24 protein-coding genes are annotated in these 24779 nt (G+C 66.8%); 12 read left to right on the forward strand and 12 right to left on the reverse strand.

Annotation, left to right across the window (positions count from 1 at the left end; translation table 11 throughout):
• Positions 1-4: 4 nt before the first annotated feature.
• The 4 genes from aroE to mpl all read right to left on the reverse strand — a co-directional run bounded on the left by aroE (position 5) and on the right by mpl (position 5009).
• Positions 5-871 (reverse strand): shikimate dehydrogenase, encoded by an 867-nt coding sequence (gene aroE / locus C3Y15_RS13205; RefSeq protein ID WP_011883226.1) that lies wholly within the window; start codon positions 869-871, stop codon positions 5-7.
• On the reverse strand, positions 868-2976 hold the full coding sequence (locus C3Y15_RS13210; RefSeq protein WP_059735994.1) for an RNB domain-containing ribonuclease: 2109 nt from the start codon (positions 2974-2976) through the stop codon (positions 868-870). The genes aroE and C3Y15_RS13210 overlap by 4 nt, the downstream gene beginning before the upstream one ends.
• A gap of 81 nt (positions 2977-3057) precedes the next feature.
• Positions 3058-3627: a YqiA/YcfP family alpha/beta fold hydrolase gene (locus tag C3Y15_RS13215; protein ID WP_011883224.1), complete on the reverse strand. Its 570-nt coding sequence runs from the start codon at positions 3625-3627 to the stop codon at positions 3058-3060.
• Complete coding sequence (gene mpl, locus C3Y15_RS13220; RefSeq protein ID WP_011883223.1) at positions 3624-5009, reverse strand: UDP-N-acetylmuramate:L-alanyl-gamma-D-glutamyl-meso-diaminopimelate ligase; 1386 nt, start codon at positions 5007-5009, stop codon at positions 3624-3626. Before mpl ends, C3Y15_RS13215 begins: the two co-directional genes overlap by 4 nt.
• 222 nt (positions 5010-5231) lie before the next feature.
• Between mpl and C3Y15_RS13225 the strand changes: the two genes are divergently transcribed.
• The 10 genes from C3Y15_RS13225 to C3Y15_RS13270 all read left to right on the forward strand — a co-directional run bounded on the left by C3Y15_RS13225 (position 5232) and on the right by C3Y15_RS13270 (position 13791).
• Positions 5232-5876 carry a UDP-N-acetylmuramate--alanine ligase gene (locus C3Y15_RS13225; protein WP_014722418.1) on the forward strand — a complete coding sequence of 215 codons (645 nt, stop codon included), beginning with the start codon at positions 5232-5234 and terminating at the stop codon, positions 5874-5876.
• 7 nt (positions 5877-5883) lie between these two features.
• Positions 5884-6465: a TlpA disulfide reductase family protein gene (locus C3Y15_RS13230; protein ID WP_014722417.1), complete on the forward strand. Its 582-nt coding sequence runs from the start codon at positions 5884-5886 to the stop codon at positions 6463-6465.
• 194 nt (positions 6466-6659) lie between these two features.
• Complete coding sequence (gene aroQ / locus C3Y15_RS13235) at positions 6660-7112, forward strand: type II 3-dehydroquinate dehydratase (RefSeq protein ID WP_034194178.1); 453 nt, start codon at positions 6660-6662, stop codon at positions 7110-7112.
• A gap of 64 nt (positions 7113-7176) precedes the next feature.
• The gene (gene accB / locus C3Y15_RS13240; RefSeq protein ID WP_011883219.1) at positions 7177-7650 is read left to right on the forward strand and encodes an acetyl-CoA carboxylase biotin carboxyl carrier protein; all 474 of its coding nucleotides are present in this window, start codon (positions 7177-7179) and stop codon (positions 7648-7650) included.
• An 84-nt stretch (positions 7651-7734) separates the two neighbouring features.
• Positions 7735-9102, forward strand: a complete 1368-nt coding sequence (gene accC, locus C3Y15_RS13245) for an acetyl-CoA carboxylase biotin carboxylase subunit (RefSeq protein ID WP_011883218.1) — start codon at positions 7735-7737, stop codon at positions 9100-9102.
• Between the two features lie 2 nt (positions 9103-9104).
• The gene (gene prmA, locus C3Y15_RS13250) at positions 9105-10007 is read left to right on the forward strand and encodes a 50S ribosomal protein L11 methyltransferase (RefSeq protein WP_011883217.1); all 903 of its coding nucleotides are present in this window, start codon (positions 9105-9107) and stop codon (positions 10005-10007) included.
• 45 nt (positions 10008-10052) lie between these two features.
• Positions 10053-11690 carry a DUF3426 domain-containing protein gene (locus tag C3Y15_RS13255; RefSeq protein WP_059476092.1) on the forward strand — a complete coding sequence of 546 codons (1638 nt, stop codon included), beginning with the start codon at positions 10053-10055 and terminating at the stop codon, positions 11688-11690.
• A 71-nt stretch (positions 11691-11761) separates the two neighbouring features.
• The gene (gene tpx / locus C3Y15_RS13260) at positions 11762-12265 is read left to right on the forward strand and encodes a thiol peroxidase (protein ID WP_034194191.1); all 504 of its coding nucleotides are present in this window, start codon (positions 11762-11764) and stop codon (positions 12263-12265) included.
• A 94-nt stretch (positions 12266-12359) separates the two neighbouring features.
• Positions 12360-13298, forward strand: a complete 939-nt coding sequence (locus tag C3Y15_RS13265; protein ID WP_011883214.1) for a carbohydrate kinase family protein — start codon at positions 12360-12362, stop codon at positions 13296-13298.
• A 19-nt stretch (positions 13299-13317) separates the two neighbouring features.
• The gene (locus C3Y15_RS13270; protein ID WP_011883213.1) at positions 13318-13791 is read left to right on the forward strand and encodes a glycine zipper 2TM domain-containing protein; all 474 of its coding nucleotides are present in this window, start codon (positions 13318-13320) and stop codon (positions 13789-13791) included.
• A gap of 217 nt (positions 13792-14008) precedes the next feature.
• Here the strand turns inward: C3Y15_RS13270 and C3Y15_RS13275 are convergent, their stop codons facing one another.
• The 7 genes from C3Y15_RS13275 to ccsA all read right to left on the reverse strand — a co-directional run bounded on the left by C3Y15_RS13275 (position 14009) and on the right by ccsA (position 21980).
• A complete protein-coding gene (locus tag C3Y15_RS13275; protein WP_134206840.1) occupies positions 14009-14710 on the reverse strand; it encodes a histone H1-like DNA-binding protein in 702 nt (233 codons plus the stop codon).
• Positions 14711-14738: 28 nt separating this feature from the next.
• Complete coding sequence (locus C3Y15_RS13280; protein ID WP_081056201.1) at positions 14739-15065, reverse strand: hypothetical protein; 327 nt, start codon at positions 15063-15065, stop codon at positions 14739-14741.
• A gap of 82 nt (positions 15066-15147) precedes the next feature.
• Complete coding sequence (locus tag C3Y15_RS13285; RefSeq protein ID WP_011883210.1) at positions 15148-16359, reverse strand: ribonucleotide-diphosphate reductase subunit beta; 1212 nt, start codon at positions 16357-16359, stop codon at positions 15148-15150.
• Between the two features lie 362 nt (positions 16360-16721).
• Positions 16722-19712 (reverse strand): ribonucleoside-diphosphate reductase subunit alpha, encoded by a 2991-nt coding sequence (locus C3Y15_RS13295; RefSeq protein WP_011883209.1) that lies wholly within the window; start codon positions 19710-19712, stop codon positions 16722-16724.
• Positions 19713-20175: 463 nt separating this feature from the next.
• The gene (gene ampD, locus C3Y15_RS13300; RefSeq protein ID WP_034194192.1) at positions 20176-20766 is read right to left on the reverse strand and encodes a 1,6-anhydro-N-acetylmuramyl-L-alanine amidase AmpD; all 591 of its coding nucleotides are present in this window, start codon (positions 20764-20766) and stop codon (positions 20176-20178) included.
• A 10-nt stretch (positions 20767-20776) separates the two neighbouring features.
• Positions 20777-21073, reverse strand: coding sequence for a PP0621 family protein (locus tag C3Y15_RS13305; protein ID WP_011883207.1), 297 nt, complete (start codon positions 21071-21073; stop codon positions 20777-20779).
• Between the two features lie 13 nt (positions 21074-21086).
• Positions 21087-21980 carry a cytochrome c biogenesis protein CcsA gene (gene ccsA / locus C3Y15_RS13310; RefSeq protein ID WP_011883206.1) on the reverse strand — a complete coding sequence of 298 codons (894 nt, stop codon included), beginning with the start codon at positions 21978-21980 and terminating at the stop codon, positions 21087-21089.
• A 90-nt stretch (positions 21981-22070) separates the two neighbouring features.
• Between ccsA and ffh the strand changes: the two genes are divergently transcribed.
• Positions 22071-23438, forward strand: coding sequence for a signal recognition particle protein (gene ffh / locus C3Y15_RS13315; protein WP_011883205.1), 1368 nt, complete (start codon positions 22071-22073; stop codon positions 23436-23438).
• A gap of 97 nt (positions 23439-23535) precedes the next feature.
• A complete protein-coding gene (locus C3Y15_RS13320) occupies positions 23536-24087 on the forward strand; it encodes a hypoxanthine-guanine phosphoribosyltransferase (protein ID WP_011883204.1) in 552 nt (183 codons plus the stop codon).
• Between the two features lie 77 nt (positions 24088-24164).
• Here C3Y15_RS13320 and C3Y15_RS13325 read toward each other — a convergent pair whose 3' ends face one another.
• Positions 24165-24767 (reverse strand): MarC family protein, encoded by a 603-nt coding sequence (locus C3Y15_RS13325; RefSeq protein ID WP_011883203.1) that lies wholly within the window; start codon positions 24765-24767, stop codon positions 24165-24167.
• Positions 24768-24779 lie beyond the last annotated feature (12 nt).

Here is a 24779-nt window from a genome sequence, read left to right on the forward strand (position 1 = left end):
CCGTTCAGCCCGCCGCGAGCGCCTGGCGCAGCGCGGCCAGCACCGGCGCGCCGTCCGGCCGCACGCCGCGCCAGATGTAGAACGATTCGGCGGCCTGCTCGACCAGCATCCCGAGCCCGTCGGCCGTGCGCGCGCCGAGCGACGCCGCGTGCTGCATGAACACCGTCGGCTGCGCGCCGTACATCATGTCGTACGCGAGCGTGTGCGGCCCGAACGCGGCCGGGTCGCACGCCGGCAGCGCCGCGTCGAGGCTGCCGGCCGTCGCGTTGACGATCACGTCGTACGGTTCGGCGCGCACGACGTCCGGGCCGCCGCCCGACAGCACGCAGCCCGCGTCGTGCGCGGCCTGCGCGAACTGCCCGACCAGCGCCTCGGCCTTGCTCGCGGTGCGATTGACGATCGTGATCGACAGCGGCGCGCGCTCGAGCAGCGGCAGCACGACGCCGCGCGCGGCGCCGCCGGCGCCCAGCAGCAGGATGCGCGCGCCGGCGAGCGACACGCCAAGATTCGACTCGATGTCGCGCACGAGGCCGACGCCGTCGGTGTTGTCGCCGAAAATCCGGCCATCGGCCTCGATGCGCAGCGTGTTCACGGCGCCCGCGGCTGCCGCGCGCGGCGACAGCGTGTCGGCGAGCGCATGCGCGTCGAGCTTGAACGGCACCGTCACGTTCGCGCCGCGGCCGCCTTCGGCGACGAAGGCGCGCACCGCCGCCTCGAAGCCGTCGACCGGCGCGAGCCGGTGTTCGTAGACGAGCGCCTGGCCCGTCTGCGCGGCGAACTGCGCGTGGATGAACGGCGACTTGCTGTGCGCCACCGGGTTGCCGAACACCACGTAGCGGTCTGCCCCGCTCGTCGACGCCGTCGCGCTCATGATGCGCGTCCCGGTGCGCTTTCCGGCTCGCTTTCGTGCTCGCCGCCGGTTGCGGCGTCGCCGCCTTCGGCCGCGGCGCCGTCCGATTCGGCCAGCGCCTCGGCTTCCGATTCCGCCGACGCGTCCTGCGCGTCGACCAGCGTGTCGTCGCCGCCTTCGCCTTCGGCGTCGTCTTCTTCGTCGGCCCCATCGCCGCTCGTCACGGTCGGCGCGTCGAGCACGCTCAGCGGCCGCACCGACGCCTCGATCGTCAGCTCGTCGAGCGACATCACCTCGAGCAGCACGCGCGTGCCGCGCGCATGCACGCCCAGCCCCGGCACGTGCAGCAGCAGCGGAATTTCCTCGAGGCGCACGAGATCGCCCTTCACGACGCTCGCGACTACCTGCTTCTTCTGCTCCTGCGCGAGCCAGCGCAGGCACCAGAAGTATTCCATCCGGCGCTGGTAGTCGGCGTAGGCGCTATAGGTGTCGTCGAAGCCCTGCACGACCGCGTACAGGTCGGCGTCCTTCGGCTTGAACGGCGCGGCGAGCTTCGCGGTGACGCCGTGCTGCACGCAGGCGAGCAGCTGCCACTGGTTCACGAGGTCGACGTAGCGGCGCAGCGGCGACGTGCTCCACGCATACTGCGCGACGCCGAGCCCTTCGTGCGGCGCGGCCGTCGTCTGCATCCGCGTGCGCTTCGGGCCCGGCGCGCCGAAGCCGCGCTGCGAGCGGTAGATGCCCGGCACCGTGTGATCGTGCAGGAACGCGCCCCAGGTCGAGTTCGCGAGGATCGCCAGCTCCGACACGATGAGGTCGAGCGGCGAGCCGCGGCGGCGCGGCGTGATCGTCACGTGCTCGCCTTCGACGTAGAAGTTGTAGTCGGTATTGCGCTGCACCTCGCGCTTCAGGCCGTAGCCCGCGCGCGCGACCTGGCGCTTCTCGAACAGCGCCTGCGCGAGCGGCCACAGCACCGCAATGTCGTCCTTGTGCGGGTAATCGCCGGTGCCGGCCGCGAGCGTCTCCTCGTTGACCAGCTCGTCGAGCGTGTTGTGGCGCAGGTTGTTCTTCACGTACACGAGCTCGGCGCGCGTCTCGTTCGCGACGATCTCCTGCGTGTCGCGATCGACGATGATGTACAACGACAGCGCCGGGCGGTAGTCGCCCTCCTTCAGCGTGAAGACGTCGACCACGTCGTCCGGCAGCATCGTGATCTTGTCGCCCGGCATGTAGACCGTCGACAGACGCGCGCGCGCGATCGCGTCGACCGCGTCGCCGCGCACGATGCCCAGCGCCGGCGCCGCGATGTGTACGCCGATCCGCACGCGGCCGTCTGCCAGATGCTCGACCGAGAACGCGTCGTCGATTTCGGTCGTCGTGATGTCGTCGATCGAGAACGCGTTGACGTCCGCGCGCGGCAGGTCGTCCGGCAGCGGGCCGACCGCGACGGGCGGAAAGCCCGTGCCGTGCGGGAAGAACTCGGCGAGAAAGCGCGCCTCGTGCAGCGCGCGGGCGGACTCGATGCCGCCGCAGTCGAGCATCAGCCGCGCGGGCGACACGCCGCGCGCCCCGGCCGCCGCCTCGAGCGCCTTGTATTCGATCGAATTCTTGTCCGGTCGCGTCAGCAGCGCGAGCACCTTGCCGGCGAACGCTTGCGGCAGCTTGCCTTCCTTCAGCTCCTCTTCGTACTGCGCCTGCACCAGCGCCTGCTGGCGCTTGCGCTCGAGCGACGCGAGCGCCATCTTCAGCTGCTCTTCCGGCGCGCGCTGATATTGGCCGCGGCCCTTGCGGCGGAAGTACACGGGCGAGCCGTGCAGCCGCAGCACCAGCGCCGCGCGCTCGACCGGGCCGTAGCCCGCGCCGAAGTATTCGGCGGCCAGCGTCGTATAGGCGAATTCCTCCGCCGGCGCGCATTCCCACAGGAAGTCGAGGTCGATCTGCTGCGCGGCCGTGTCGGCTTCCTGCATCAGCTCGCTCGCGGCCGGCTTCTCGAACTCGATCAGCACGTCCTTTGCGCGCACCTTCGCGCGCCGCCCGCCGGGCAACTCGACCTGAAACGCGTCGCCCTGGCGCGACAGCACGCTGCCCGCCTTGAAACTGCCCGATTCCTCGAAGAAAACGTTCACTCAGTACTCTCGTTCAGACTGCCGGGCGCCGCATCGGCGGCGCCGGATGATGATGGAAATTCGATCGGCATGACGCCGGATTCAAGACGTTTTTTGATCGCAAAAGGCGAGAACGTCGTCGACGTAGTCGGCAAATTCGCTGATCCCGTGATCGCTGCCTTCGATCACGCGGGTTTTCGCGCCCGGGTAATGGGCGAGCATCTCGCGGTAGTCGAGCACTTCGTCGCCGGTCGCCGCGAACAGATAGTAGCGTTCGGGCCGCGAAATCGCCGGCACGCGCAGCGCGTCGAGCTCCTGCAGATGGCGGCGCTCGACGACGATCGACCCGCCGCCGTGCCACAACGGCTGCTCGCCGAGATACTGTTCGAGATCGCGTTGCGGGACGATCGCCGGGTTCAGCAGCACCGCCTTCCAGCCGTGGCATTCGGCGAGCCAGGTCGCGTAGTAGCCGCCGAGCGAGCTGCCGATCACCGTCACGTCCTGCGCGCCGGCCACCGCGGCCTCGGCGACGGCGATCGCCTCGAGCGGCGACACCGCCAGCGACGGACAGCGCCACTCCGCCGTGCGGCCCAGCGCCGCCATGCGCGCGGCCAGCAGCCGCGACTTCTGCGACTCCGGCGACGAGCGGAAGCCGTGCAGGTACAGGATCACGCGCGGCTCCCGAGCGCGTCGAGCAGCTGCTGGTGCACGCCGCCGAAGCCGCCGTTGCTCATCACCAGCACGTGGTCGCCCGGGCGGGCGGCGGCGACGACGGCCTTCACCAACAGATGCAGGTCGTCGAACGCGTGCGCCTTCGCACCGAGCGGCGCCAGTGCGTCGCCGAGGTTCCAGCCGAGCGCGTCGCGCCCGCTCGGCGCGCCGTAGCCGAACACGAGGTCGGCATCGGCGAGGCTGGCCGGCAGCTGCGCCTTCATCACGCCGAGCTTCATCGTGTTCGAACGCGGCTCCAGCACGGCGAGGATGCGGGAATGTTCTCGGCCGATGCGCGCACGAAGGCCGGCGATCGTGGTTTCGATCGCGGTCGGATGGTGCGCGAAGTCGTCGTAGACGGTCACGCCGTCGACGCTGCCGCGCACTTCCATGCGCCGCTTCACGTTACGGAACGATGCGAGCGAGGCGGCCGCCTGCGCCGGCGGCACGCCGACATGGCGCGCGGCCGCGATCGCGGCCAGCGCGTTCATCCGGTTGTGGTCGCCCTGCACCTGCCACGCGACTTCGCCGACGCGCTGGGCCTGTGAATACACCGCGAAGCGCTCGTCCACCGGCACACCGTCCTCGGCCGGCAGCGCCTGCCAGCCGCCGTCGACGCCGAAACGCTCGACTTCGCTCCAGCAGCCGCGCGCCAGCACGCGCTCCAGCGCGTCGGAACGGCCGTTCGTGACGATCCGGCCCACCCGCGGCACCGTGCGCACGAGATGGTGGAATTGCGTTTCGATCGCGGCGAGATCCGGGAAGATGTCGGCGTGATCGTATTCGAGATTGTTCAGCACGGCCGTGCGCGGCCGGTAGTGGACGAACTTCGAGCGCTTGTCGAAGAACGCCGTATCGTATTCGTCGGCTTCGATCACGAAGAAGCTCGAATCGGTCAGCCGCGCCGACACGCCGAAGTTCAGCGGCACGCCGCCGATCAGGAAGCCCGGATTCAGGCCGGCGTCTTCCAGCAGCCACGCGAGCATCGACGAGGTGGTCGTCTTGCCGTGCGTGCCCGCGACCGCGAGCACCCATTTGCCGGCCAGCACGTGTTCGCCGAGCCATTGCGGGCCGGACACGTAAGGCAGGCCGCGATCGAGGATCGCCTCCATCAGCGGATTGCCGCGCGTGACGACGTTGCCGATCACGAACAGGTCGGGTTTGAGGTCGATCTGCTCGGCGCCGTAGCCTTCGATCAGCGTGATGCCCTGCGCCTCGAGCTGCGTGCTCATCGGCGGATAGACGCCCGCGTCGCAACCCGTCACCGTGTGGCCCGCCTCGCGCGCGAGCACGGCGAGACCGCCCATGAAGGTGCCGCAGATGCCAAGAATGTGGATGTGCATAGATGAATGCTTTCGCGCCGCCGGGCGCCGTCGATTCGGAAAGGGACGTGTGCGGCATGCCGGACGCGCCGTCCGGGCCAGCGCTTTCGCCGCGCCACAAAGATCGTCATTGTAACTGACGGCCCGGGCCGAACGACGGCGCGCGAGGCCGTCCGGCGCGGCGGGCGGCACGCAGCCGCACCGCGGTCTGCCGCGGCGGCGATCGAGTATGATTGCCGGATCATGTCTCGCAAACCTCTTGTCGATCCGCGGCGTGCCCGCGAGGAAATCGCCCAGTCCGCCGCCCGCCTGATCGCGGAGGACGGCCTCGATTACGCCAGCGCGAAGCGCAAGGCCGCCCGCCAGCTGTTCGGCGATACGCGCGTTGCGGGCGAATGGCTGCCCGATAACGACCTGATCGAAGAAGAACTGCGCGAATACATCGCGTTGTTCCAGAGCGATACGCAGCCCGACGAGCTCCGCCGGCTGCGCGAAGCGGCGCTCGACTGGATGCGCCGGCTCGCCGAATTCAATCCGTACGTGACGGGCGCGGTGCTGAACGGCACCGCGAACGCGCATTCGGACATCCATTTGCAGATATTCACCGACAACCCGAAGGACGTCGCCATCTACCTGCTGAACCAGAACGTTCAGTACGACGTGTCCGAGACCCGGCATTTCGCCGGTCGCGCCGACGTCGAGACGCTCAGCTTCCTGTGGCGCCCGCGGCGCGACATGGACGCCATCGGCGTGCACGTCGCGCTCTATGCGAGCGACGACCTGCGCGGCGCGGTCAAGGCCGACGCACGCGGGCGCGTCGCGCGGGCCGACGCCGCCGCGTTGCGCGCGCTGCTCGAAGCCGGCGACGCGCCTTCCGAACCGGAATGATTCCACGATGATGATGAAACGCATGTTGGCGGTGGCGCTCGTCGCGGCCGCGGCGATCGGCGGCGGGCTCGCCGCCGGCCATTGGTTCCGCGGCGGCAGCGCCGACGACGGTGTGGCGGCCGCCACATCGGCCACATCGGACTCATCGGCCGCGCCGGCTCCGTCCGGCAGCCCGGTCGAGCAGCTGTGGGCCGCGGCGCTGACCGATGTAGACGGCAAGCCGGCGACGCTCGCGTCGTTCAAGGGCCAGAAGGTCGTGGTGAATTTCTGGGCATCGTGGTGCGGCCCGTGCGTCCAGGAGATGCCGGAACTCGTCGCGCTGTCGCATCAATATAAGGAGAAGGGCATCCGCTTCATCGGCATCGGCGTCGACTCCGACCAGAACGTGAAGAACTTCCTGCAGAAGGTGAAGGTCGACTATCCGGTATTCGTCAGCGGATATGCGGGTGCCGATCTGGCGCGTAATTTCGGCAATACGGCCGGTGCGCTGCCGTTCACGGTAGTCATCGACCAAACGGGCAAGATCCGCGAAACAAAATTGGGGCAAATCCAGCCCGCCGAGCTCAAAAAGACCCTCGACACGTTGTGACATGCGCGAATGGGCGCCCGCACGTTCGCGGTGTTTTGCAGGTCGATCGCCGCAGTTTCACCGGAATTCGCGAATACTTCGCTTAGCTCCCGGTAATTCTTGCAGGCCCGGCGCCGTTGGCCGTTCGGCAAAACTAGACAAATTTCTCTAAATAGCGCTAAAGTTCGCGCAATTCCGCAGAAATAGAAGCGACCATGACACGATTGCTGGTGCTGCACGGCCCCAACCTGAACCTTCTCGGCACCCGGGAACCGGAGGTGTACGGCCGCGTCACGCTCGCGCAGATCGATCAGGCGCTTGCCGCGCGGGCGCAGGCTGCCGGCGCCGAACTGTCGTCGTTCCAGAGCAACCACGAAGGCGCGCTCGTCGACCGCATCCAGGCCGCGCGGGAGGAACAGACCGATTTCATCCTGATCAATCCGGCCGCGTACACGCATACGAGCGTCGCGATCCGGGACGCGATCGCCGGCGTTGGCATCCCGTTCGTCGAAATTCATTTGTCGAACGTGCACCGCCGCGAAGCGTTCAGGCACCACTCCTACTTTTCCGACCAGGCCGAAGGCGTGATCTGCGGGCTCGGCTGGAAAGGTTATCTGTACGCGCTCGAATACGCGCTCGACAAGCTGCAAGGCGCGTCGCGCGGCTGATTTCGCGATCTAGATTCAGCGCCGGTCTGACCGGCGCTTTCACGTATTGAAAGGGGAACTCCCGATGGATCTTCGTAAGCTGAAAACTCTGATCGACCTCGTCTCCGAATCCGGCATCTCCGAGCTGGAAGTGACGGAAGGCGAAGGCAAGGTGCGTATCGTCAAGAACGCGCCGCCGGTCTATGTCCAGCCGACGGGCGGATTTGCCCCGCAGGTCAGCGCCCCGGCCCCGTCGGTCGCGCTGCCGGCCGAAGGTGCGGCAGCCGCACCGGCCGCAGGCGCCGCGGCGCCCGCCGTGCCGCAAGGCCACGTCGTGACGTCGCCGATGGTCGGCACGTTCTATCGCGCGCCGTCGCCGGGCGCGGATCCGTTCGCGCAGGTCGGTGACACGGTCAAGGAGGGCCAGACGCTGTGCATCATCGAAGCGATGAAGCTGCTGAACGAGATCGAGTCGGACAAGGCCGGCGTGATCAAGGAAATCCTCGTCGAGAACGGCCAGGCCGTCGAATACGGCCAGCCGCTTTTCGTGATCGGCTAAGCCCGCCGCGCGGCCGTCCGGCCGCGCGCCGCCGATGCTCTCCAGGCGCCGTTCGCGCGCCCCTCGAAGAGACGAATACTCGCTATGTTTGAAAAAATCCTCATTGCCAACCGCGGTGAAATCGCGCTGCGCATTCAGCGCGCGTGCCGCGAGCTCGGCGTCAAGACGGTAGTCGTCTACTCGGAAGCCGACAAGGAAGCCAAGTACGTGCGCCTCGCGGACGAAGCCGTCTGTATCGGCCCGGCCCCGTCGAACCTCAGCTACCTGAACATGCCGGCGCTGATCAGCGCCGCGGAAGTCACCGACGCCGAAGCGATCCACCCCGGCTACGGCTTCCTGTCGGAAAACGCCGATTTCGCCGAACGCGTCGAGCAGTCGGGCTTCACGTTCATCGGCCCGCGCCCGGACACGATCCGCCTGATGGGCGACAAGGTCACGGCAAAGCAGACGATGATCAAGACCGGCGTGCCGTGCGTGCCGGGCTCGGAAGGCGCGTTGCCGGACGATCCGAAGGAGATCGTGAAGATTGCGCGCGCAATCGGCTATCCGGTCATCATCAAGGCGGCCGGCGGCGGCGGCGGACGCGGCATGCGCGTCGTGCACACCGAGGCCGCGCTCGTGAACGCGGTCAACATGACCCGCGAGGAGGCCGGCCGTGCGTTCGGCAACCCGCAGGTGTACATGGAGAAGTTCCTCGAGAACCCGCGCCACATCGAGATCCAGGTGCTGTCGGATGCGCACAAGAACGCGATTTGGCTCGGCGAGCGCGATTGCTCGATGCAGCGCCGTCACCAGAAGGTGATCGAGGAAGCGCCGGCGCCGGGCATTCCGCGCCGCCTGATCGACCGCATCGGCGACCGCTGCGCGGACGCTTGCAAGAAGATGGGCTATCTCGGCGCCGGCACGTTCGAATTCCTGTACGAAAACAACGAGTTCTACTTCATCGAGATGAACACGCGCGTGCAGGTCGAGCATCCGGTATCGGAGCTGATCACCGGCGTCGACATCGTGCAGGAACAGATCCGCATCGCGGCCGGCGAGAAGATGGCGCTGCGCCAGCGCGACGTGCAGTTCCGCGGACATGCGATCGAATGCCGGATCAACGCTGAAGATCCGTTCAAGTTCACGCCGTCGCCGGGCCGCATCACGTCGTGGCATACGCCGGGCGGGCCGGGCGTGCGCGTCGACTCGCATGCGTACAACGGCTATTTCGTGCCGCCGAACTACGACTCGATGATCGGCAAGCTGATCACCTACGGCGCGACGCGCGACCAGGCGATCCGCCGGATGCGGATCGCGCTGTCGGAAATGGTCGTCGAAGGCATCCAGACCAACATCCCGCTGCACCGCGAGTTGATGATCGATTCGAAGTTCGTCGAAGGCGGCACCAGCATCCACTACCTCGAACACCGGCTCGCGCAGAAGCAGCAGGTCGCACCGGAAGAAGCGTAAGCATGAGCTATCGCGAACTCGTCGTCGAACTGGCCCGCGAGCATGCGGAGGCGTTGTCCGACGCACTGCTCGACCTCGGCGCGCTGTCGGTGTCCGTCGAGGACGCCGACGCCGACACGCCCGACGAGCAGCCGCTCTTCGGCGAGCCCGGCCTGGTTCCGGAGCGCACCGCGTGGCAGCACTCGCGCGTGGTCGCGCTGCTGTCGCCCGATCTCGAACCGGCCGTGCTGCTCGCGGCGGCCGCGAACGAGATCGGCATTGCCGATACGCCGAAGTTCGACGTGCGTGAAGTCGAGGAGCAGGACTGGGTGCGGCTCACGCAGTCGCAGTTCGAGCCGATCCCGATCGGCGAACGGATCTGGGTCGTGCCGTCGTGGCACGATGCGCCCGATCCGGATGCGCTGATCCTCGAGCTCGATCCGGGCCTCGCGTTCGGCACCGGCAGCCACCCGACTACGCGCCTGTGCATGGAATGGCTCGAGCAGACGGTGAAGCCCGGCCAGTCGGTGCTCGACTACGGTTGCGGCTCGGGCATCCTCGCGATCCTCGCGCGCAAGTGCGGCGCGGACCCGGTGATCGGCATCGACATCGATCCGCAGGCGGTCGAATCGGCGCGGCAGAACAGCGAACGCAACCATGCGGACGTCACGTACGGGCTACCCGACGCGTGCCCGGACGGCGAGTTCGACATCGTCGTCGCGAACATTCTGTCGAACCCGTTGAAGCTGATGGCGTCGATGCTGGCGTCGAAGGTGAAGCCGGGCGGCCGCATCGCGCTGTCGGGCGTGCTCGCGCGCCAGGCGGACGAAGTCGCGGCGGTGTACGCGCGCTACGTCGACATCTCGGTATGGCGCGAGCACGAAGGTTGGGTTTGCCTCGCCGGAACGCGGCGGGAAAGCCATTAGAATAGCGCTGTCCTTCACTCTGGCCAGCAGGCCGCCCGGCTCGACATGCTTCTTGCGACGCGCTGCCCTCATTGCGAAACCGTCTTCCGGCTGCAGCAGGAGCAGCTGACGCTGCATGACGGGCTGGTGCGCTGCGGACACTGCCGGCAGGTGTTCGACGCGACGCGCTCGCTCGTTCCCGAGCCGACGGTGAGGCAGGAGCCGACGTCGAGGGAAGCGGCGGCGGTTGGAACGGCTCCGGTTGGAACGGCTCCGGGTGAAGCGGCTCTGATCGAAGCAACGCCGATCGAAGCAACGCCGGTCGAAGCAACGCCGGTCGAAGCGGCGCCGATTGAAGCAGTGCCGGTCGACTTAGCGCCGATCGATGCAGCCCCGGTCGAAGCACCGCCGTCCTCATCAACGCCAGCCGCGTCGGCACCGGTCAACTCAGCACCGACTGAACCAACACCCACCGCACCAACACCGGCCGACGCCGTCAGCGACACGCCCTCCCCGACCTCACCGGCGCGGCTCTTCACCGCCGACCTGCCGGCGCACGCGGCGACGGATGGCAACTTCAGGCCTGCGGGCTGGGACATGTGGGCGCCGTGGCTCGACGCCGGCGTCGATCCGTCGCTGCTGCACAACGCGCACACCATTCGCGCCGAACCGCTCGTGCCGGTGACGCGGCAAGAAACCACGGACGCCGGCACCGTTCGCCAGACCGGCACGCCCGCGCCGATTTCGACGGATGCTGCCGAACGCCGCGTCGTCGAAGCGGCCGCATGGCCGGCCGAACCGGCTGCGGCACCGCACGACACCGACGCGTCTACCCTGCCAGCCGCAGAAACCGACCCACGCGAACCGCGCTTCATCGCACCTGCGCAATTGATCGAGCAAGCGGGCGCCGATCCCGTCGACCCGACCGCGCCCGCAAACGCAAACGCGGACGCGCACACGCACACGCACTTTCCGGAACCAGACGACGTTCCCCGCGAACCGCGGTTCGCCTTTACGCCGGCGCCGTCCGACGCAGCGCCCGACGACAGCCACGCTGCCGAGCGTGGCGTCGCGGCCGCTGACGAACCTGCAAACGCGCCCGACGACGCCCAGTCGGCGGCAAAGCCACCCGCCCAACCGGCCGTCCCGTTCCCCGCCGCACTCACCGAAGACGACCGCCCCCACTTCGAGGTGACGCGCGAGACCCGCGCGCCGCAACGACGCGGCATGCTCGCCGGTTTTTTCGGCGGCGTCGTCGCGGCCACGCTCGGCGTGCTGCTGTTCGCGCAGCTGGCGTGGTGGCAGCACGAATCCGTGATGATCTACTGGCCGGTCACGCAGAGCTGGTACCGTCAGGCGTGCGCGCCGCTCGGCTGCAAGGTCACGCCGCCGCGCGCGATCGACGGGCTGCGGCTCAACGCGACCGACCTGCGCCAGCTCGACGGGCCGCGCGTGCTCGAGCTGAAGGCGCCGCTGACGAACCGCTATCGCGTCGCGCTCGCGTACCCGTCGCTCGAGCTGACGCTGCTCGACGACACCAATCACGTCACCGTGCGCCGCGTGCTCGCGCCGCGCGACTACGTCCGCCCGGGCACGCCGATCGACGCAGGGCTACCGCCCGGCACGACGCAGACGATGGTCGTGCGGCTCGACACGAACGGCGCGAGCGCATCGAATTTCCGCGTCCAGATCTTCTATCCGTGACGCATCGCGCGCGCGCATGCGCGCCGTCTCAACCCGCGCGCCGCACCGGCGCGCTATTTCGGAGCACGAACATGAGCAAAGTTACGCTGGGTGGCAACCCGATCGATATCGCCGGCACGTTCCCGGTCGTCGGCTCGCAAGCCCCCGACTTCAAGCTGGTCGGCAAGGACCTCGCCGATCTGACGCTCGCCAGCTTCGCCGGCAAGCGCAAGGTGCTGAACATCGTGCCGAGCCTCGACACGCCGACCTGCGCGACGTCGACGCGCAAGTTCAACGAAGCCGCGTCGTCGCTCGACAACACGGTCGTGATCGTCGTGTCCGGCGACCTGCCGTTCGCGGCCACGCGCTTCTGCACGACCGAAGGCCTCGCGAACGTCGTGACGGCGTCCACCTTCCGCGGCGGCCGCGCGTTCGCGAACGCGTACGGCGTCGACGTCACGAGCGGCCCGCTGAACGGCCTGACGGCCCGCGCGGTCGTCGTGCTCGACGCGCAGGACAAGGTGATCCACGCGCAACTCGTCGGCGAAATCAAGGACGAGCCGAACTACGACGCAGCACTCGCCGCACTGAAGTAATCCGCAGCCGCCCGGCCGCCGCGCGCAGCCCGACGGGCTCGCCGCGGCCGCCGGGCCGGCCGCTTTCCCTTTGCCCTCTACAGGAACCCACGCCTTGACTACGCTGATTTGCGGCTCGCTCGCCTACGACAACATCATGACCTTCGAAGGTCGGTTCCGCGAGCACATCCTGCCCGACCAGGTTCACCTGCTGAACGTGAGCTTCCTCGTGCCGACGATGCGTCGCGAATTCGGCGGTTGCGCGGGGAACATCGCGTACGCGCTGCACCTGCTCGGCGGCGACGCACGCATCATGGCGACGGTCGGCGCCAACGACGCGGACCGCTATCTCGAGCGTCTCGACAGCCTCGGCCTGTCCAAAGCCAACGTGCGGGTCGTGCCCGACGCGCACACCGCGCAGGCCATGATCACGACCGATCTGGAGAACAATCAGATCACCGCATTCCACCCCGGCGCGATGATGGAATCGCATCTGAACCGTGCGGACGAGGTGCCCGGCGTGAAGCTCGGCATCGTCGCGCCCGACGGCTTCGACGGGATGGTCCAGCACGCCGAACAATTCGCCAAGGCCGGCATCCCGTTCATCTTCGATCCGGGTCAGGGCCTGCCGCTGTTCGACGGTGCGACGCTGCGCCGCATCATTGAACTCGCGACCTTCGTCGCGGTCAACGACTACGAGGGCAAGCTCGTCAGTGACAAGACGGGGTGGTCCGAGAAGGAAATCGCCAGCCGGGTTCAAGCATTGATCGTCACGCGGGGCGAACACGGCGCTACCATTCTTCACAAGAACGGCGAAGAACAGATTCCGGTCGTGCAGGCAGAGCGGATCGTCGATCCGACCGGTTGCGGCGACGCCTTCCGTGGCGGCCTGCTGTACGGCATCGAGAACGGTCTGGACTGGGCAACCACCGGCCGCCTCGCGAGCCTGATGGGCTCGATCAAGATCGCCCATCAGGGCCCCCAGACTTACGCACTGACGCGCGCCGATGTCGACGCGCGCTTCGAGGCCGCCTTCGGTTACAGTCTCAAATAAATACTGTTGGAGAGCAAAGATGTTGACGAAGAAAACCCTCACGCTCGCGGCGATGCTGACGGCCACCCTGACTCTCGCGGGCTGCTTCACCGCGCCCGGTTCGGCCGACGTCTATAGCGTCGGCCAGGCGCAGCGCGAACAGACGGTTCGCATGGGCACGGTCGAAAGCGTGCGTGCGGTGCGCATCCAGTCGGACGGCGGCGGCAGCGCGATCGGCACGCTCGGCGGCGGCGCACTCGGCGCGGTCGCGGGCAGCGCGATCGGCGGCGGCAAGGGCTCGATCCTGACGGCGATCGCAGGCGGCCTGGTCGGCGCGGTGGCGGGCAACGCGGTCGGCGAAAACCTCAGTACCGCGAACGGCGTCGAAATCACCGTTCGCCTCGACAACGGCGACCTGCGCTCGATCACGCAAGCAGCCAGCGGCGAAGTCTTCCGCGCAGGCGAGCGCGTACGACTGCTGTCGAGCGGCGGCGTCACGCGCGTCACGCACTAACGAGCATCCTCAGCACGCGGCGCAAGCCGCGGTCGAACGCATGTGCGAAGTCGCACATGCGTTTTTTTTCGTCCACGCTCCGCGCATCACGTCCATGCCCGGCCGCGTACGGGCGAAAAAAATCCCGCCATCCAGGCCAGATGGCGGGACCGATTGAGTAGCGCTACTCAACCCGCGGACACCACATGAGTGTCCGGGTGATGCTGGTCAGCCGCGATTACGGACGGCTGCCCGTCGGGAACGGCCATGCCGCTGCCGGGTTGAGCGCCGTCTTCACGCCCGATGCCGGCGCAACCGATGCGGTCGACGCGGTGGTTGCCGGCGCGGCCTTCTTCACGACGGCCTTCTTCGGAGCAGCGGCCTTCTTCGCCGGAGCAGCAGCCTTCGGTGCGGCGGCAGCCTTCGGCGCAGCGGCCTTAGGTGCAGCAGCCTTCGGTGCGGCAGCCTTCTTCGCAGGCGCAGCCTTCTTGGCCGGCGCTGCCTTCTTCGCAGCAGCCTTCTTCGCCGGTGCGGCCTTCTTCGCTGCAGCCTTCTTGGCCGGTGCTGCCTTCTTTGCAGCAGCCTTCTTCGCCGGTGCGGCCTTCTTCGCAGCAACCTTCTTCACTGCGACCTTCTTGGCTGCAACCTTCTTCGCAGCGGCCTTCTTCGCCGGTGCTGCCTTCTTCGCAGCAACCTTCTTCACCGCCACCTTCTTGGCTGCAACCTTCTTCGCAGCGGCCTTCTTCGCCGGTGCTGCCTTCTTCGCTGCAGCCTTCGTCGCCGGCGCTGCCTTCTTCGCTGCAACCTTCTTCACCGCGACCTTCTTCGCAGCGGCCTTCTTCACTGCAGCGGCCTTCTTCGCCGGCGCAGCTGCCTTCTTCGCAACGGTCTTCTTAGCAGCAGCCTTCTTGGCAGCCGGTTTCTTCTTGGCAGTAGCCATGTTGTTCTCCTTCAGGTTCAGATGAGAGTCAGTTCAAACTACACCCTTCGTCAAAACCCGCTTCCCGCGGACGCTGTTCAGGACGTGCGCTTCGAAGCGGGCTATTCATCGGCGTACGCGGATACTGCGCGCTTACGCTAATGAATACGGTATGGCGCGCGTGACCCCATGGCCTCGCGCGCCAAATCAAGTCGGTAGCCGGCGCACCCCGCGCCGCTACCCCTAATCGCTTGATCAAGCCGACGGCCACACGGCCGTCCGCTTTTTCCGGAGGGAAGTTTGCCCATCCCACTGAAGGGTTCGCAAAGTGCCGATGATGTCGTTGGGCCGTTAAGGCACCGGGCATGCTTTGCATCAGGCGTTCTTGCTCCTAAACCTTGGGCCGGGGCCGAGAGGCCGCCGGCTACTCCATCATGTGACGGGTTCGCTGCTGCGGGTTATTCCCAGGACAGCGCGCCGCCCGTCTGATACTCGATCACTCGCGTCTCGAAGAAGTTGCGTTCCTTCTTCAGGTCGATCATTTCGCTCATCCACGGGAACGGGTTTTCTTCGTTCGGGTACAGCGGATCGAGGCCGATCTGCTGGCAACGGCGGTTGCTGATGAAGCGCAGATAGCTCTTGAACATCGACGCGTTCAGACCCAGCACGCCGCGCGGCATCGTGTCCTCGGCGTAGCGGTATTCGAGTTCGACTGCATGCTTGAACAGCTCGCGGATCTCCGCGCGGAATTCGGCGGTCCACAGATGCGGGTTCTCGAGCTTGATCTGGTTGATCAGGTCGATGCCGAAGTTGCAGTGCATCGACTCGTCGCGCAGGATGTACTGATATTGCTCCGCAGCACCCGTCATCTTGTTCTGGCGGCCGAGCGCGAGGATCTGCGTGAAGCCGACATAGAAGAACAGGCCTTCCATGATGCACGCGAACACGATCAGCGACTTCAGCAGCTTCTGATCCGCTTCGAGCGTGCCGGTCTTGAAGGCCGGGTCGGTCAGCGTATGGATGAACGGAATCAGGAACTCGTCCTTCGCGCGGATCGACGCGACCTCGTGGTACGCGTTGAAGATCTCGCCTTCATCGAGGCCGAGCGATTCGACGATGTATTGATACGCGTGCGTGTGGATCGCCTCTTCGAACGCCTGGCGCAGCAGGAACTGCCGGCACTCGGGCGCCGTGATGTGGCGGTACGTGCCGAGCACGATGTTGTTCGCAGCGAGCGAATCGGCGGTCACGAAGAAGCCGAGGTTGCGCTTGACGATGCGGCGCTCGTCCTCGGTCAGACCGTTCGGATCCTTCCACAGTGCGATGTCGCGGGACATGTTGATTTCCTGCGGCATCCAGTGGTTCGCGCAACCGGCCAGATACTTTTCCCACGCCCACTTGTACTTGAACGGCACCAGCTGATTGACGTCAGTCTGGCCGTTGATGATGCGCTTGTCCGCAACGTTGACCCGCGCTTCCGAACCGCCGGCGGGAACAGCCGGTGCTTGCGGCGGCACCGCAAGATCGCCTTCGAAAATGTCACGGACCTGATGGGCGGCAGGCGTTGCAGCCTGCAGTCCGACGGCCATCCCTGCGGAGGTGCGCATCGCGTTTTGCTGCGCTCCGCTCGCGGGGGTTACGGCAGTCTTCTCGTCATCCCAGTTGAGCATAAATTGTCACCATCAATTTAGAACGGTTTGTACCATCTTTTCCTGAGCGATAAAAGGGTTCGCTCACGAAAAATCCTTTTTTCGATTCGCGTTGCGACCTCGATACAACACTTTGAGCAACGCATCGTCGTTCATGCAGAGTGCGACGCGTATCGCGCATGTATCGCGAGGTGCGCTCGACGCATCGAACGCTGATCGAAACGCGACGTCGTCGGGGATGTTTCGATCGCTTGTCGCTGCCTGCAACGCATGTGCCGCGTTGCAGATTCCTTATCATTTTTTTAGTAGAGAGCGACGCACACTTCAACCTCGATCGGCTGTCGTGCGCGTCGCCCGAACTGCTTCAACTCATGCGCGCCGCGTTACTGGCAAGCTTCGCATTCGTCGAAGCCGGGGTCGCCCGGACGCATCGTGCACACCGGGCCGTCTGCTTCGACCGGCGCGAGCGCTGCTGCGTTGAGCCCACCCGACGACACGTCGCCGCCCGCCGCACCGAAGCCGCCCGCTGCGCCTTGCGCGCCGCCGCTGCTCGAGCCGCCGCTCGTCGGCACCGCGTTGAGCGCGCCGTGCGCGACCGTCGACTTCTCGACGTGCGTGGCTGCCATCGTGCGCAGGTAGTAGGTCGTCTTCAGACCACGCAGCCATGCGAGCTTGTAGACCTCGTCGAGCTTCTTGCCCGACGCGCCGCCCATGTAGATGTTCAGCGACTGCGCCTGGTCGATCCACTTCTGGCGACGCGATGCCGCTTCGACGAGCCACGTCGGATCCACTTCGAAGGCGGTCGCGTAGATCGCGCGCAGGTCGGCCGGGATGCGGTCGATGCGCGACAGCATGCCGTCGAAGTACTTCAGGTCGGCGACCATCACTTCGTCCCACAGGCCGCGCTCCTTCAGGTCGCGCACGAGGTACTCGTTCACCACCGTGAATTCGCCCGACAGGTTCGACTTCACGTAGAGGTTCTGGAAGGTCGGCTCGATGCAAGCCGACACGCCGATGATGTTCGAGATCGTCGCCGTCGGCGCGATCGCGACGCAGTTCGAGTTGCGCATGCCGTGCGCCGCGATACGCGAACGCAGCGTCGACCAGTCGAGCGACTCCGACGTGTCGACTTCGACGTAGCCGCCGCGCGCTTCGGCGAGCAGCTTCAGCGTGTCCTGCGGGAGGATGCCGCGATCCCACAGCGAGCCGCGGTAGCTCGAGTAGCGGCCGCGCTCCTCGGCCAGCTCGGTCGACGCGTAGTACGCGTAGTAGCAGACCGCTTCCATCGAACGATCGGCGAACTCGACGGCCGCTTCCGACGCGTACGGCGTGCGCAGCAGATGCAGGCAGTCCTGGAAGCCCATGATGCCCATGCCGACCGGACGGTGCTTCAGGTTCGAGTTACGCGCCTTCGGCACCGCGTAGTAGTTGATGTCGATCACGTTGTCGAGCATGCGCATCGCGACGCTGATCGTGCGCTTGAGCTTGTCGTGGTCGAGCGCGTAGCTGCCGTCGGCCTGCTTCACCAGGTGGGCGACGAGGTTCACCGAGCCGAGGTTGCACACCGCGATTTCGGTGTCGCTCGTGTTCAGCGTGATTTCGGTGCACAGGTTCGACGAGTGGACGACGCCGACGTGCTGCTGCGGCGAGCGCACGTTGCACGGATCCTTGAACGTGATCCACGGGTGGCCCGTCTCGAACAGCATGCCGAGCATCTTGCGCCACAGCTGCTGCGCCGGAATCTTCTTGAACAGCTTGATCTCGCCGCGCGCGACCTTGTCTTCGTAAGCCGTGTAAGCCTTCTCGAAATCGGCGCCGAACTTGTCGTGCAGGTCCGGGCAGGTCGACGGCGAGAACAGCGTCCAGTCACTGCCTTCCATCACGCGCTTCATGAACAGGTCGGGAATCCAGTTCGCCGTGTTCATGTCGTGGGTGCGGCGACGGTCGTCACCGGTGTTCTTGCGCAGCTCGAGGAATTCCTCGATGTCGAGGTGCCACGATTCGAGGTACGCGCACACCGCGCCCTTGCGCTTGCCGCCCTGGTTGACCGCGACGGCCGTGTCGTTGACGACCTTCAGGAACGGCACCACGCCTTGCGACTTGCCGTTCGTGCCCTTGATATGCGAGCCGAGCGCACGCACGCGGGTCCAGTCGTTGCCGAGGCCGCCGGCGAACTTCGACAGCAGCGCGTTTTCCTTCAGCGCTTCGTAGATGCCGTCGAGGTCGTCCGCGACCGTCGTCAGGTAGCACGACGACAGCTGCGAACGGTGCGTGCCCGAGTTGAACAGCGTCGGCGTCGAGCTCATGAAGTCGAAGCTCGACAGCACGTTGTAAAACTCGATCGCGCGCGTTTCGCGGTCGATCTCGTTCAGCGACAGGCCCATCGCGACGCGCATGAAGAATGCCTGCGGCATTTCGATGCGGGTGCCGTCGACGTGCAGGAAGTAGCGGTCGTACAGCGTCTGCAGGCCGAGGTAGCCGAACTGCAGGTCGCGATTCGCGTCCAGCGCTTCGCCGAGACGCTTCAGGTCGAACTGCAGCAGCTTGTCGTCGAGCAGGCCGGCGTCGACGCCGCGCTTCAGGAACTGCGGGAAGTACTCCGCGTAGCGCGCCGACATGTCGGCCTGGACGACTTCCTCGCCGAGGATCTCGCGACGGATCGTGTGCAGCAGGATGCGGGCCGTGACCTGGCTGTACGCCGGATCCTTCTCGATCATCGTGCGCGCAGCGAGGATCGCCGAGTCGTAGACCTGGCTCATCGGCACGCCGTCGTACAGGTTCTTCACCGTCTCGGCGACGATCGGATCAGCGTTTACCGCAGTGCCGAGGCCGTCGCAGGCCGACACGATCAGCGCGCGCAGCGCGTTCATGTCGAGCGGACGCGTGACGCCGTTGTCGACGACGTTGATGCCGGTGTTCGACTCGGCGCCCGCTGCCGCCGCTTCCTCGCCCGCGTGCTGGCGCTCGAGGTGACGCTTCTCGCGATACAGCACGTACGCACGCGCGACGTTGTGCTCGCCGCCGCGCATCAGCGCGAGCTCGACCTGATCCTGGATGTCTTCGATATGGAACGTGCCGCCGTTCGGACGGCTGCGCACCAGCGCACGCACGACGTTGTGCGTGAGCTGCTCGACGAGTTCGCGCACGCGCGCCGATGCCGCGCCCTGCCCGCCATTGACGGCCAGGAAAGCCTTGGTCACCGCGATCGCGATCTTCGAAGGCTCGAACGACACCACGCTGCCATTGCGGCGGATCACCTTGTAGTCGGCGAACGTGGCCTGCGGCGCGAGCGCCTGCGCGCCCTGTTCGGTCCCGCCGAGCGGACGGCTCGAGGCGCTCTCGTACTGGGACGTCGCGTTGTCGGTGGTTTGCATGTGCAAAGCTCCTGGTGTGGGATGGTGCGGAGAGAACCGCGGATTAGAACGAACGCTGCGCAATGCGGTGCGCGAGCGGCAAGAGGCGAGCGATGCGTCGGGAAAGCCGGTTCGGCCGATGCGCGACAACCGAGCCGGTCGTGTGCTTCGTCATGTGTACTCCGCCCCGTCGAAGTTCGCTGCGCTTGATCGCGACGCCCGGACCGCCCGGCCTGGCACGCCGCCCTGAGAACCCTGCCCGCCGGCTTGGCCAGCCGGCCGGTGCCGCTCGGGTTTTCCCTGCGGCACACACTATATCTAGTACAGAACTACTCAACAGGCACCAAGTATAGTGGACATTCGAACGACGTCCAAACGGATAATTTGCGCCTGAGGTCTTGACATCACACCCGCGCCGCGCAGGCGCAGACGTGACAAGGCATTGGTCCGGAAAAAAAATTTCGCCGGTTCAAAAACCCTGCGCTCAGTGCTGACGGAAAGGAAAGTATTCGGCGGGAAAGCCGGCATCGCCTGCGAAGCGTTGCCAATCGAAATGCGGGCCGGGGTCGGTTTTGCGGCCGGGCGCGATGTCGGCATGCCCGGCCACCGCAGCGATTGGATAACGCGCGGCCAGCGTGCGCGCGAGCGCGCCGAGCGTCGCATACTGCGCGGCGTCGAACGGCACGTCGTCCGCGCCTTCGAGCTCGATGCCGATCGAAAAGTCGTTGCAGCGCGGGCGGCCGAAGAACTCGGACGCGCCCGCGTGCCACGCGCGCTCGTCGCACGACACGAACTGGACGAGCTCGCCGTCGCGGCGGATCAGGAAGTGCGCGGACACGCGCACGCCGCGCAGGTGACTCTGGTAATAGGGGTGCGCATCGCAATCGAGCCGGTTCAGGAACAGCGCCTCGATGGCGTCGCCGCCGAATTCGCCGGGCGGCAGGCTGATGTTGTGGACGACGAGCAGCGTCGGCACCGCACCCGCCGGCCGCGCCTCGAAGTTCGGCGAGCGCGCATGGCGCGCTTCGCGCACCCAGCCGTCCGCGTCGACCGACAACCGTACTGCGTCGCTCATCGTGCGCCGCTCATCGCGCATCGGTGTCGCTGGCGCGGGCGCGATGGCGCTGCGCATGCTCGGCGCTGCAGAAGTATTCGCCGCCCCCCGCGACCGCATCGCCCTTCGGCGCATGCACGCCGCACTCGGCGCAGCGCACCATCGGCTCGGGCAGCGAGCGCGTGTCGGCGCCCGGGCCTGCCTGGCCGCCGCCGTAGCCGGCGCCGCGGCCGGTGCGCGCGTGCGCGTGATCCTGGGCCTGGCGCAGCTTGCGCGCGAGCCACGAGCCCGCGAAGAAAAGAAGGATCAGGAGGAGAATCTGTCGCATCGGTAACCTGCGTTCAAACCACGGAACGGTGCAGCAGCACCTCGAAAACGAACCGGCTGCCGACATACGCGAGCAGCAGCGCGCCAAACGACACGAGCACCCAGCGCGCGGCGCCGCGCCCGCGCCATCCGGACGTCTTGTGCGCGACCAGCAGGCCGCCGAACATCAGCCACGACAGCACCGCGAACACGGTCTTGTGGTCGAGCCGCATCGCTCGCGCATCGATCTGCTCGCTGAACAGAATGCCCGACGCGAGCGTCAGCGTGAGCAGCACGAAGCCGGCGCCGATCAGGCGGAACAGCAGCTTCTCGAGCGTGAGCAGCGGCGGCAGCGTTTCGAGCCAGCTCGCGATCCAGCCGGTCGAGCCGTCGCGCCCGCCGTTGCGCAGCGATTGCAGGCGCCGCTCGACCATCAGCATCAGGATCGCGTGCAGCGCGGCGATCGCGAACAGCCCGTACGCGATGTTGGCGATCAGGAAGTGCAGCTTGAACAGCGGCGCTGCGGCATAAGGCAGCACCCGCACGCCGCCGAACACGAGCGGCAGCAGCGACGCGCCGCAGGCGAGCGGCAGCACCAGCAGGCGCAGGCTGTCGAGCGGGAAGAAGAAGCTCTCGATCCAGTAGATGCCGGCGCCGAGCCAGAACATCGCGGACAGCGCGAACGCGAAGCCGAAGACCATCGCGTCGTGCGGGAAGATCGTCATGTGCAGCAGCACGCCGTGCGCGACGAGCGCGGCAAGCAGCAGCGCGCGGCCGGCGGCGCTCATCCCCGAGGCGGCGGACGCCGGAACCGGCACGGCCGGCACGCTCGCGACGAGCGGCGCGGCGGCCTGACGGTGCGTGCGCCAGCCTGCGACGGCCAGGCCGCCGTACAGGAACGCGGTGAGGGCATACAGTACAATATCCATGTTCGAAGTTTACACTAGGCCCCCTCCTCGCGACGGTCCGTTCATCCGGTTTCCGTCGCGCCTTCGGGCCCCCACTGTCCAACGCTCCCCATGCTCGACAATCTCACTCAACGGATGGCGCGCGTCGTCAAGACGCTGCGCGGCGAAGCCCGGCTTACCGAGGCGAACACCCAGGAGATGCTCCGCGAGGTGCGTCTCGCGCTGCTGGAGGCCGACGTCGCGCTGCCCGTCGTCCGCGAATTCATCGCCAAGGTCAAGGAAAAGGCGCTCGGCGAGGAAGTGATCAGCAGCCTGTCGCCGGGGCAGGCGCTCGTCGGCGTGGTCCAGAAGGAACTCACCGCCGTGATCGGCGGCGACTACGAAGGCAAGGCCGCCGAGCTGAACCTCGCCGTCACGCCGCCCGCCGTGATCCTGATGGCCGGCCTGCAAGGCGCCGGCAAGACCACGACCGTCGGCAAGCTCGCGAAGCTGCTGCGCGAGAAGTACAAGAAGAAGGTGCTGACCGTCTCGTGCGACGTCTATCGCCCGGCCGCGATCATGCAGTTGAAAACGGTGAGCGAACAGGTCGGCGCCGATTTCTTCCCGTCGACGCCGGACCAGAAGCCCGTCGACATCGCGCTTGCCGCCGTCGACTGGGCGAAGCGCCACTACCATGACGTGCTGATCGTCGACACGGCCGGCCGTCTCGGTATCGACGAAGCGATGATGCAGGAGATCGCCGCGCTGCACGGCGTGCTGAAGCCGGCCGAAACGCTGTTCGTCGTCGACGCGATGCTCGGCCAGGACGCCGTCAACACCGCGAAGGCGTTCAACGACACGCTGCCGCTCACGGGCGTCGTGCTCACCAAGCTCGACGGCGATTCGCGCGGCGGCGCCGCGCTGTCGGTGCGTCACGTGACCGGCAAGCCGATCAAGTTCGTCGGCGTCGCCGAAAAGCTCGACGGTCTCGAAGTGTTCCACCCGGACCGGATGGCGAACCGGATCCTCGGCATGGGCGACATCCTCGCGCTGGTCGAGGAGGCGCAGCGCGGCGTCGACGTGCAGGCCGCGCAGAAGCTCGCCGACAAGGTGAAGAAAGGCGGCGACTTCGACCTGAACGATTTCCGCGCGCAAATCTCGCAGATGAAGAACATGGGCGGCCTGTCGTCGCTGATGGACAAGCTGCCCGCGCAGTTCCAGCAGGCGGCGGCCGGCGCCGACATGGGCCAGGCCGAGAAGTCGATCCGCCGGATGGAAGGCATCATCAACTCGATGACGCCCGCCGAGCGCGCGAAACCCGAAATCATCAAGGCGACGCGCAAGCGCCGCATTGCGGCCGGTGCCGGCGTGCCGGTGCAGGAAGTCAACCGGATGCTGAACCAGTACGATCAGATGCGCACGATGATGAAGAAGCTGAAGGGCGGCAACATGCACAAGATGATGCGCGGCCTGAAGGGCATGATGCCCGGCATGCGCTGATCGCGCCCGTGGGCCGGCGCGCGGGTTTTTGCCGTAGCGCGCGCCGCCCGTTCTGCTTCATCCTTATTTGTATACCGACTCCGTCCCGCCAGAAGCCATGAACCGCGAAGAAGCCCTCCACATTTTCGACCACTCCGAAGAGATCGTCTCCGCTGACGCCGTCAACGCGTCGATCTCCAGCATGGCCGACGCGATCCGCGCCGAGATCGGCGATGCGTTCCCGCTCGTCCTGTCGGTGATGGGCGGCGCCGCCGTGTTTACCGGGATGCTGCTGCCGCACCTCGATTTCCCGCTGGAGTTCGACTACATCCACCTGACCCGCTACCGCAACACGACGCAGGGCAGCCCGGAGATGCACTGGCGCGTCGCGCCGCGCGAATCGGTGAAGGACCGCATCGTGCTCGTGCTCGACGACATCCTCGACGAAGGCGAGACGATGGCCGCGATCCGCGATCGCATCCTCGAGATGGGCGCGAAGCGCTTCATGTCGGCCGTGCTGTGCGAGAAGACGCTCGCGAAGGCCAAGCCGCTGCACCCGGACTTCTGCGGCTTCGCCGTGCCCGACCGCTACGTGTTCGGCTGCGGGATGGACGCAAAGGGCTATTGGCGCAACCTGCCGACGATCCGCGCGCTGACCGCGAACGTCTGATCGCCCCGTCGTAAAGAAAAAGCGGCGCACCGGGTTCCCGGTGCGCCGCTTTTTTTCGTCGGCACGCGCCGCCGGCGTTACAGCTGATGCACGAAGGCGCGCACGCCGGCCAGCAGCATCTCGACCGAAATCGCGACGAGCACGAGCCCCATCAGCCGCTCGAACGCCGCGACGGTCCGCTCGCCGAGCCACTGCTGGATGCGCTCGGCGAGCACCAGCGTGACCGCACAGACGAGCATCGTGACCGTCAGCGCGCCGACCCATTCGAACATCTTGCCGGGCGCCTGCGACGTGAGCAGCATCACAGTCGCGAGCGCGGACGGCCCGGCGAGCGCCGGAATCGCGAGCGGCACGATGAACGGCTCGCCGCCCGCGCGCGGATCGCTGCCGAGCGCGCCGTCCGGATGCGGGAAGATCATCCGCAGCGCGATCAGGAACAGCACGATCCCGCCGCCGAGCCGCAGCGACAGGTCGGTGAGGCTCATCATCCGCAGGAAGCGGTCGCCGACCACCATGAAGAACAGCAGGATCACGAACGCGATTCCCACTTCGCGCAGGATCAGCTTCACGCGCCGCTCGCGCGGCACGTCGCGCATCGCCGTGATGAACAGCGGGATGTTGCCGAGCGGATCCGTGATCAGCACGAGCAGCACGGTGGCCGACAGGAAGGTGTATTCCACCGCGCGCTCCCG

This window comes from Burkholderia sp. B10 (assembly GCF_004368385.1).
GTDB classification, from domain to species: domain Bacteria; phylum Pseudomonadota; class Gammaproteobacteria; order Burkholderiales; family Burkholderiaceae; genus Burkholderia; species Burkholderia vietnamiensis.

Excerpts from the sequence above, each read along its gene's own strand:
- mpl (WP_011883223.1), bottom strand. The coding sequence starts at position 5,009 with ATGCACATCCACATTCTTGGCATCTGCGGCACCTTCATGGGCGGTCTC.
- ampD (WP_034194192.1), bottom strand. The coding sequence starts at position 20,766 with ATGAGCGACGCAGTACGGTTGTCGGTCGACGCGGACGGCTGGGTGCGC.
- C3Y15_RS13295 (WP_011883209.1), bottom strand. The coding sequence starts at position 19,712 with ATGCAAACCACCGACAACGCGACGTCCCAGTACGAGAGCGCCTCGAGC.
- C3Y15_RS13230 (WP_014722417.1), top strand. The coding sequence starts at position 5,884 with ATGATGATGAAACGCATGTTGGCGGTGGCGCTCGTCGCGGCCGCGGCG.
- C3Y15_RS13280 (WP_081056201.1), bottom strand. The coding sequence starts at position 15,065 with ATGCAAAGCATGCCCGGTGCCTTAACGGCCCAACGACATCATCGGCAC.
- prmA (WP_011883217.1), top strand. The coding sequence starts at position 9,105 with ATGAGCTATCGCGAACTCGTCGTCGAACTGGCCCGCGAGCATGCGGAG.
- C3Y15_RS13275 (WP_134206840.1), bottom strand. The coding sequence starts at position 14,710 with ATGGCTACTGCCAAGAAGAAACCGGCTGCCAAGAAGGCTGCTGCTAAG.
- C3Y15_RS13320 (WP_011883204.1), top strand. The coding sequence starts at position 23,536 with ATGAACCGCGAAGAAGCCCTCCACATTTTCGACCACTCCGAAGAGATC.
- accB (WP_011883219.1), top strand. The coding sequence starts at position 7,177 with ATGGATCTTCGTAAGCTGAAAACTCTGATCGACCTCGTCTCCGAATCC.
- aroE (WP_011883226.1), bottom strand. The coding sequence starts at position 871 with ATGAGCGCGACGGCGTCGACGAGCGGGGCAGACCGCTACGTGGTGTTC.
- ffh (WP_011883205.1), top strand. The coding sequence starts at position 22,071 with ATGCTCGACAATCTCACTCAACGGATGGCGCGCGTCGTCAAGACGCTG.
- C3Y15_RS13305 (WP_011883207.1), bottom strand. The coding sequence starts at position 21,073 with ATGCGACAGATTCTCCTCCTGATCCTTCTTTTCTTCGCGGGCTCGTGG.
- tpx (WP_034194191.1), top strand. The coding sequence starts at position 11,762 with ATGAGCAAAGTTACGCTGGGTGGCAACCCGATCGATATCGCCGGCACG.
- C3Y15_RS13255 (WP_059476092.1), top strand. The coding sequence starts at position 10,053 with ATGCTTCTTGCGACGCGCTGCCCTCATTGCGAAACCGTCTTCCGGCTG.
- accC (WP_011883218.1), top strand. The coding sequence starts at position 7,735 with ATGTTTGAAAAAATCCTCATTGCCAACCGCGGTGAAATCGCGCTGCGC.
- C3Y15_RS13270 (WP_011883213.1), top strand. The coding sequence starts at position 13,318 with ATGTTGACGAAGAAAACCCTCACGCTCGCGGCGATGCTGACGGCCACC.
- aroQ (WP_034194178.1), top strand. The coding sequence starts at position 6,660 with ATGACACGATTGCTGGTGCTGCACGGCCCCAACCTGAACCTTCTCGGC.
- C3Y15_RS13225 (WP_014722418.1), top strand. The coding sequence starts at position 5,232 with ATGTCTCGCAAACCTCTTGTCGATCCGCGGCGTGCCCGCGAGGAAATC.
- C3Y15_RS13285 (WP_011883210.1), bottom strand. The coding sequence starts at position 16,359 with ATGCTCAACTGGGATGACGAGAAGACTGCCGTAACCCCCGCGAGCGGA.
- ccsA (WP_011883206.1), bottom strand. The coding sequence starts at position 21,980 with ATGGATATTGTACTGTATGCCCTCACCGCGTTCCTGTACGGCGGCCTG.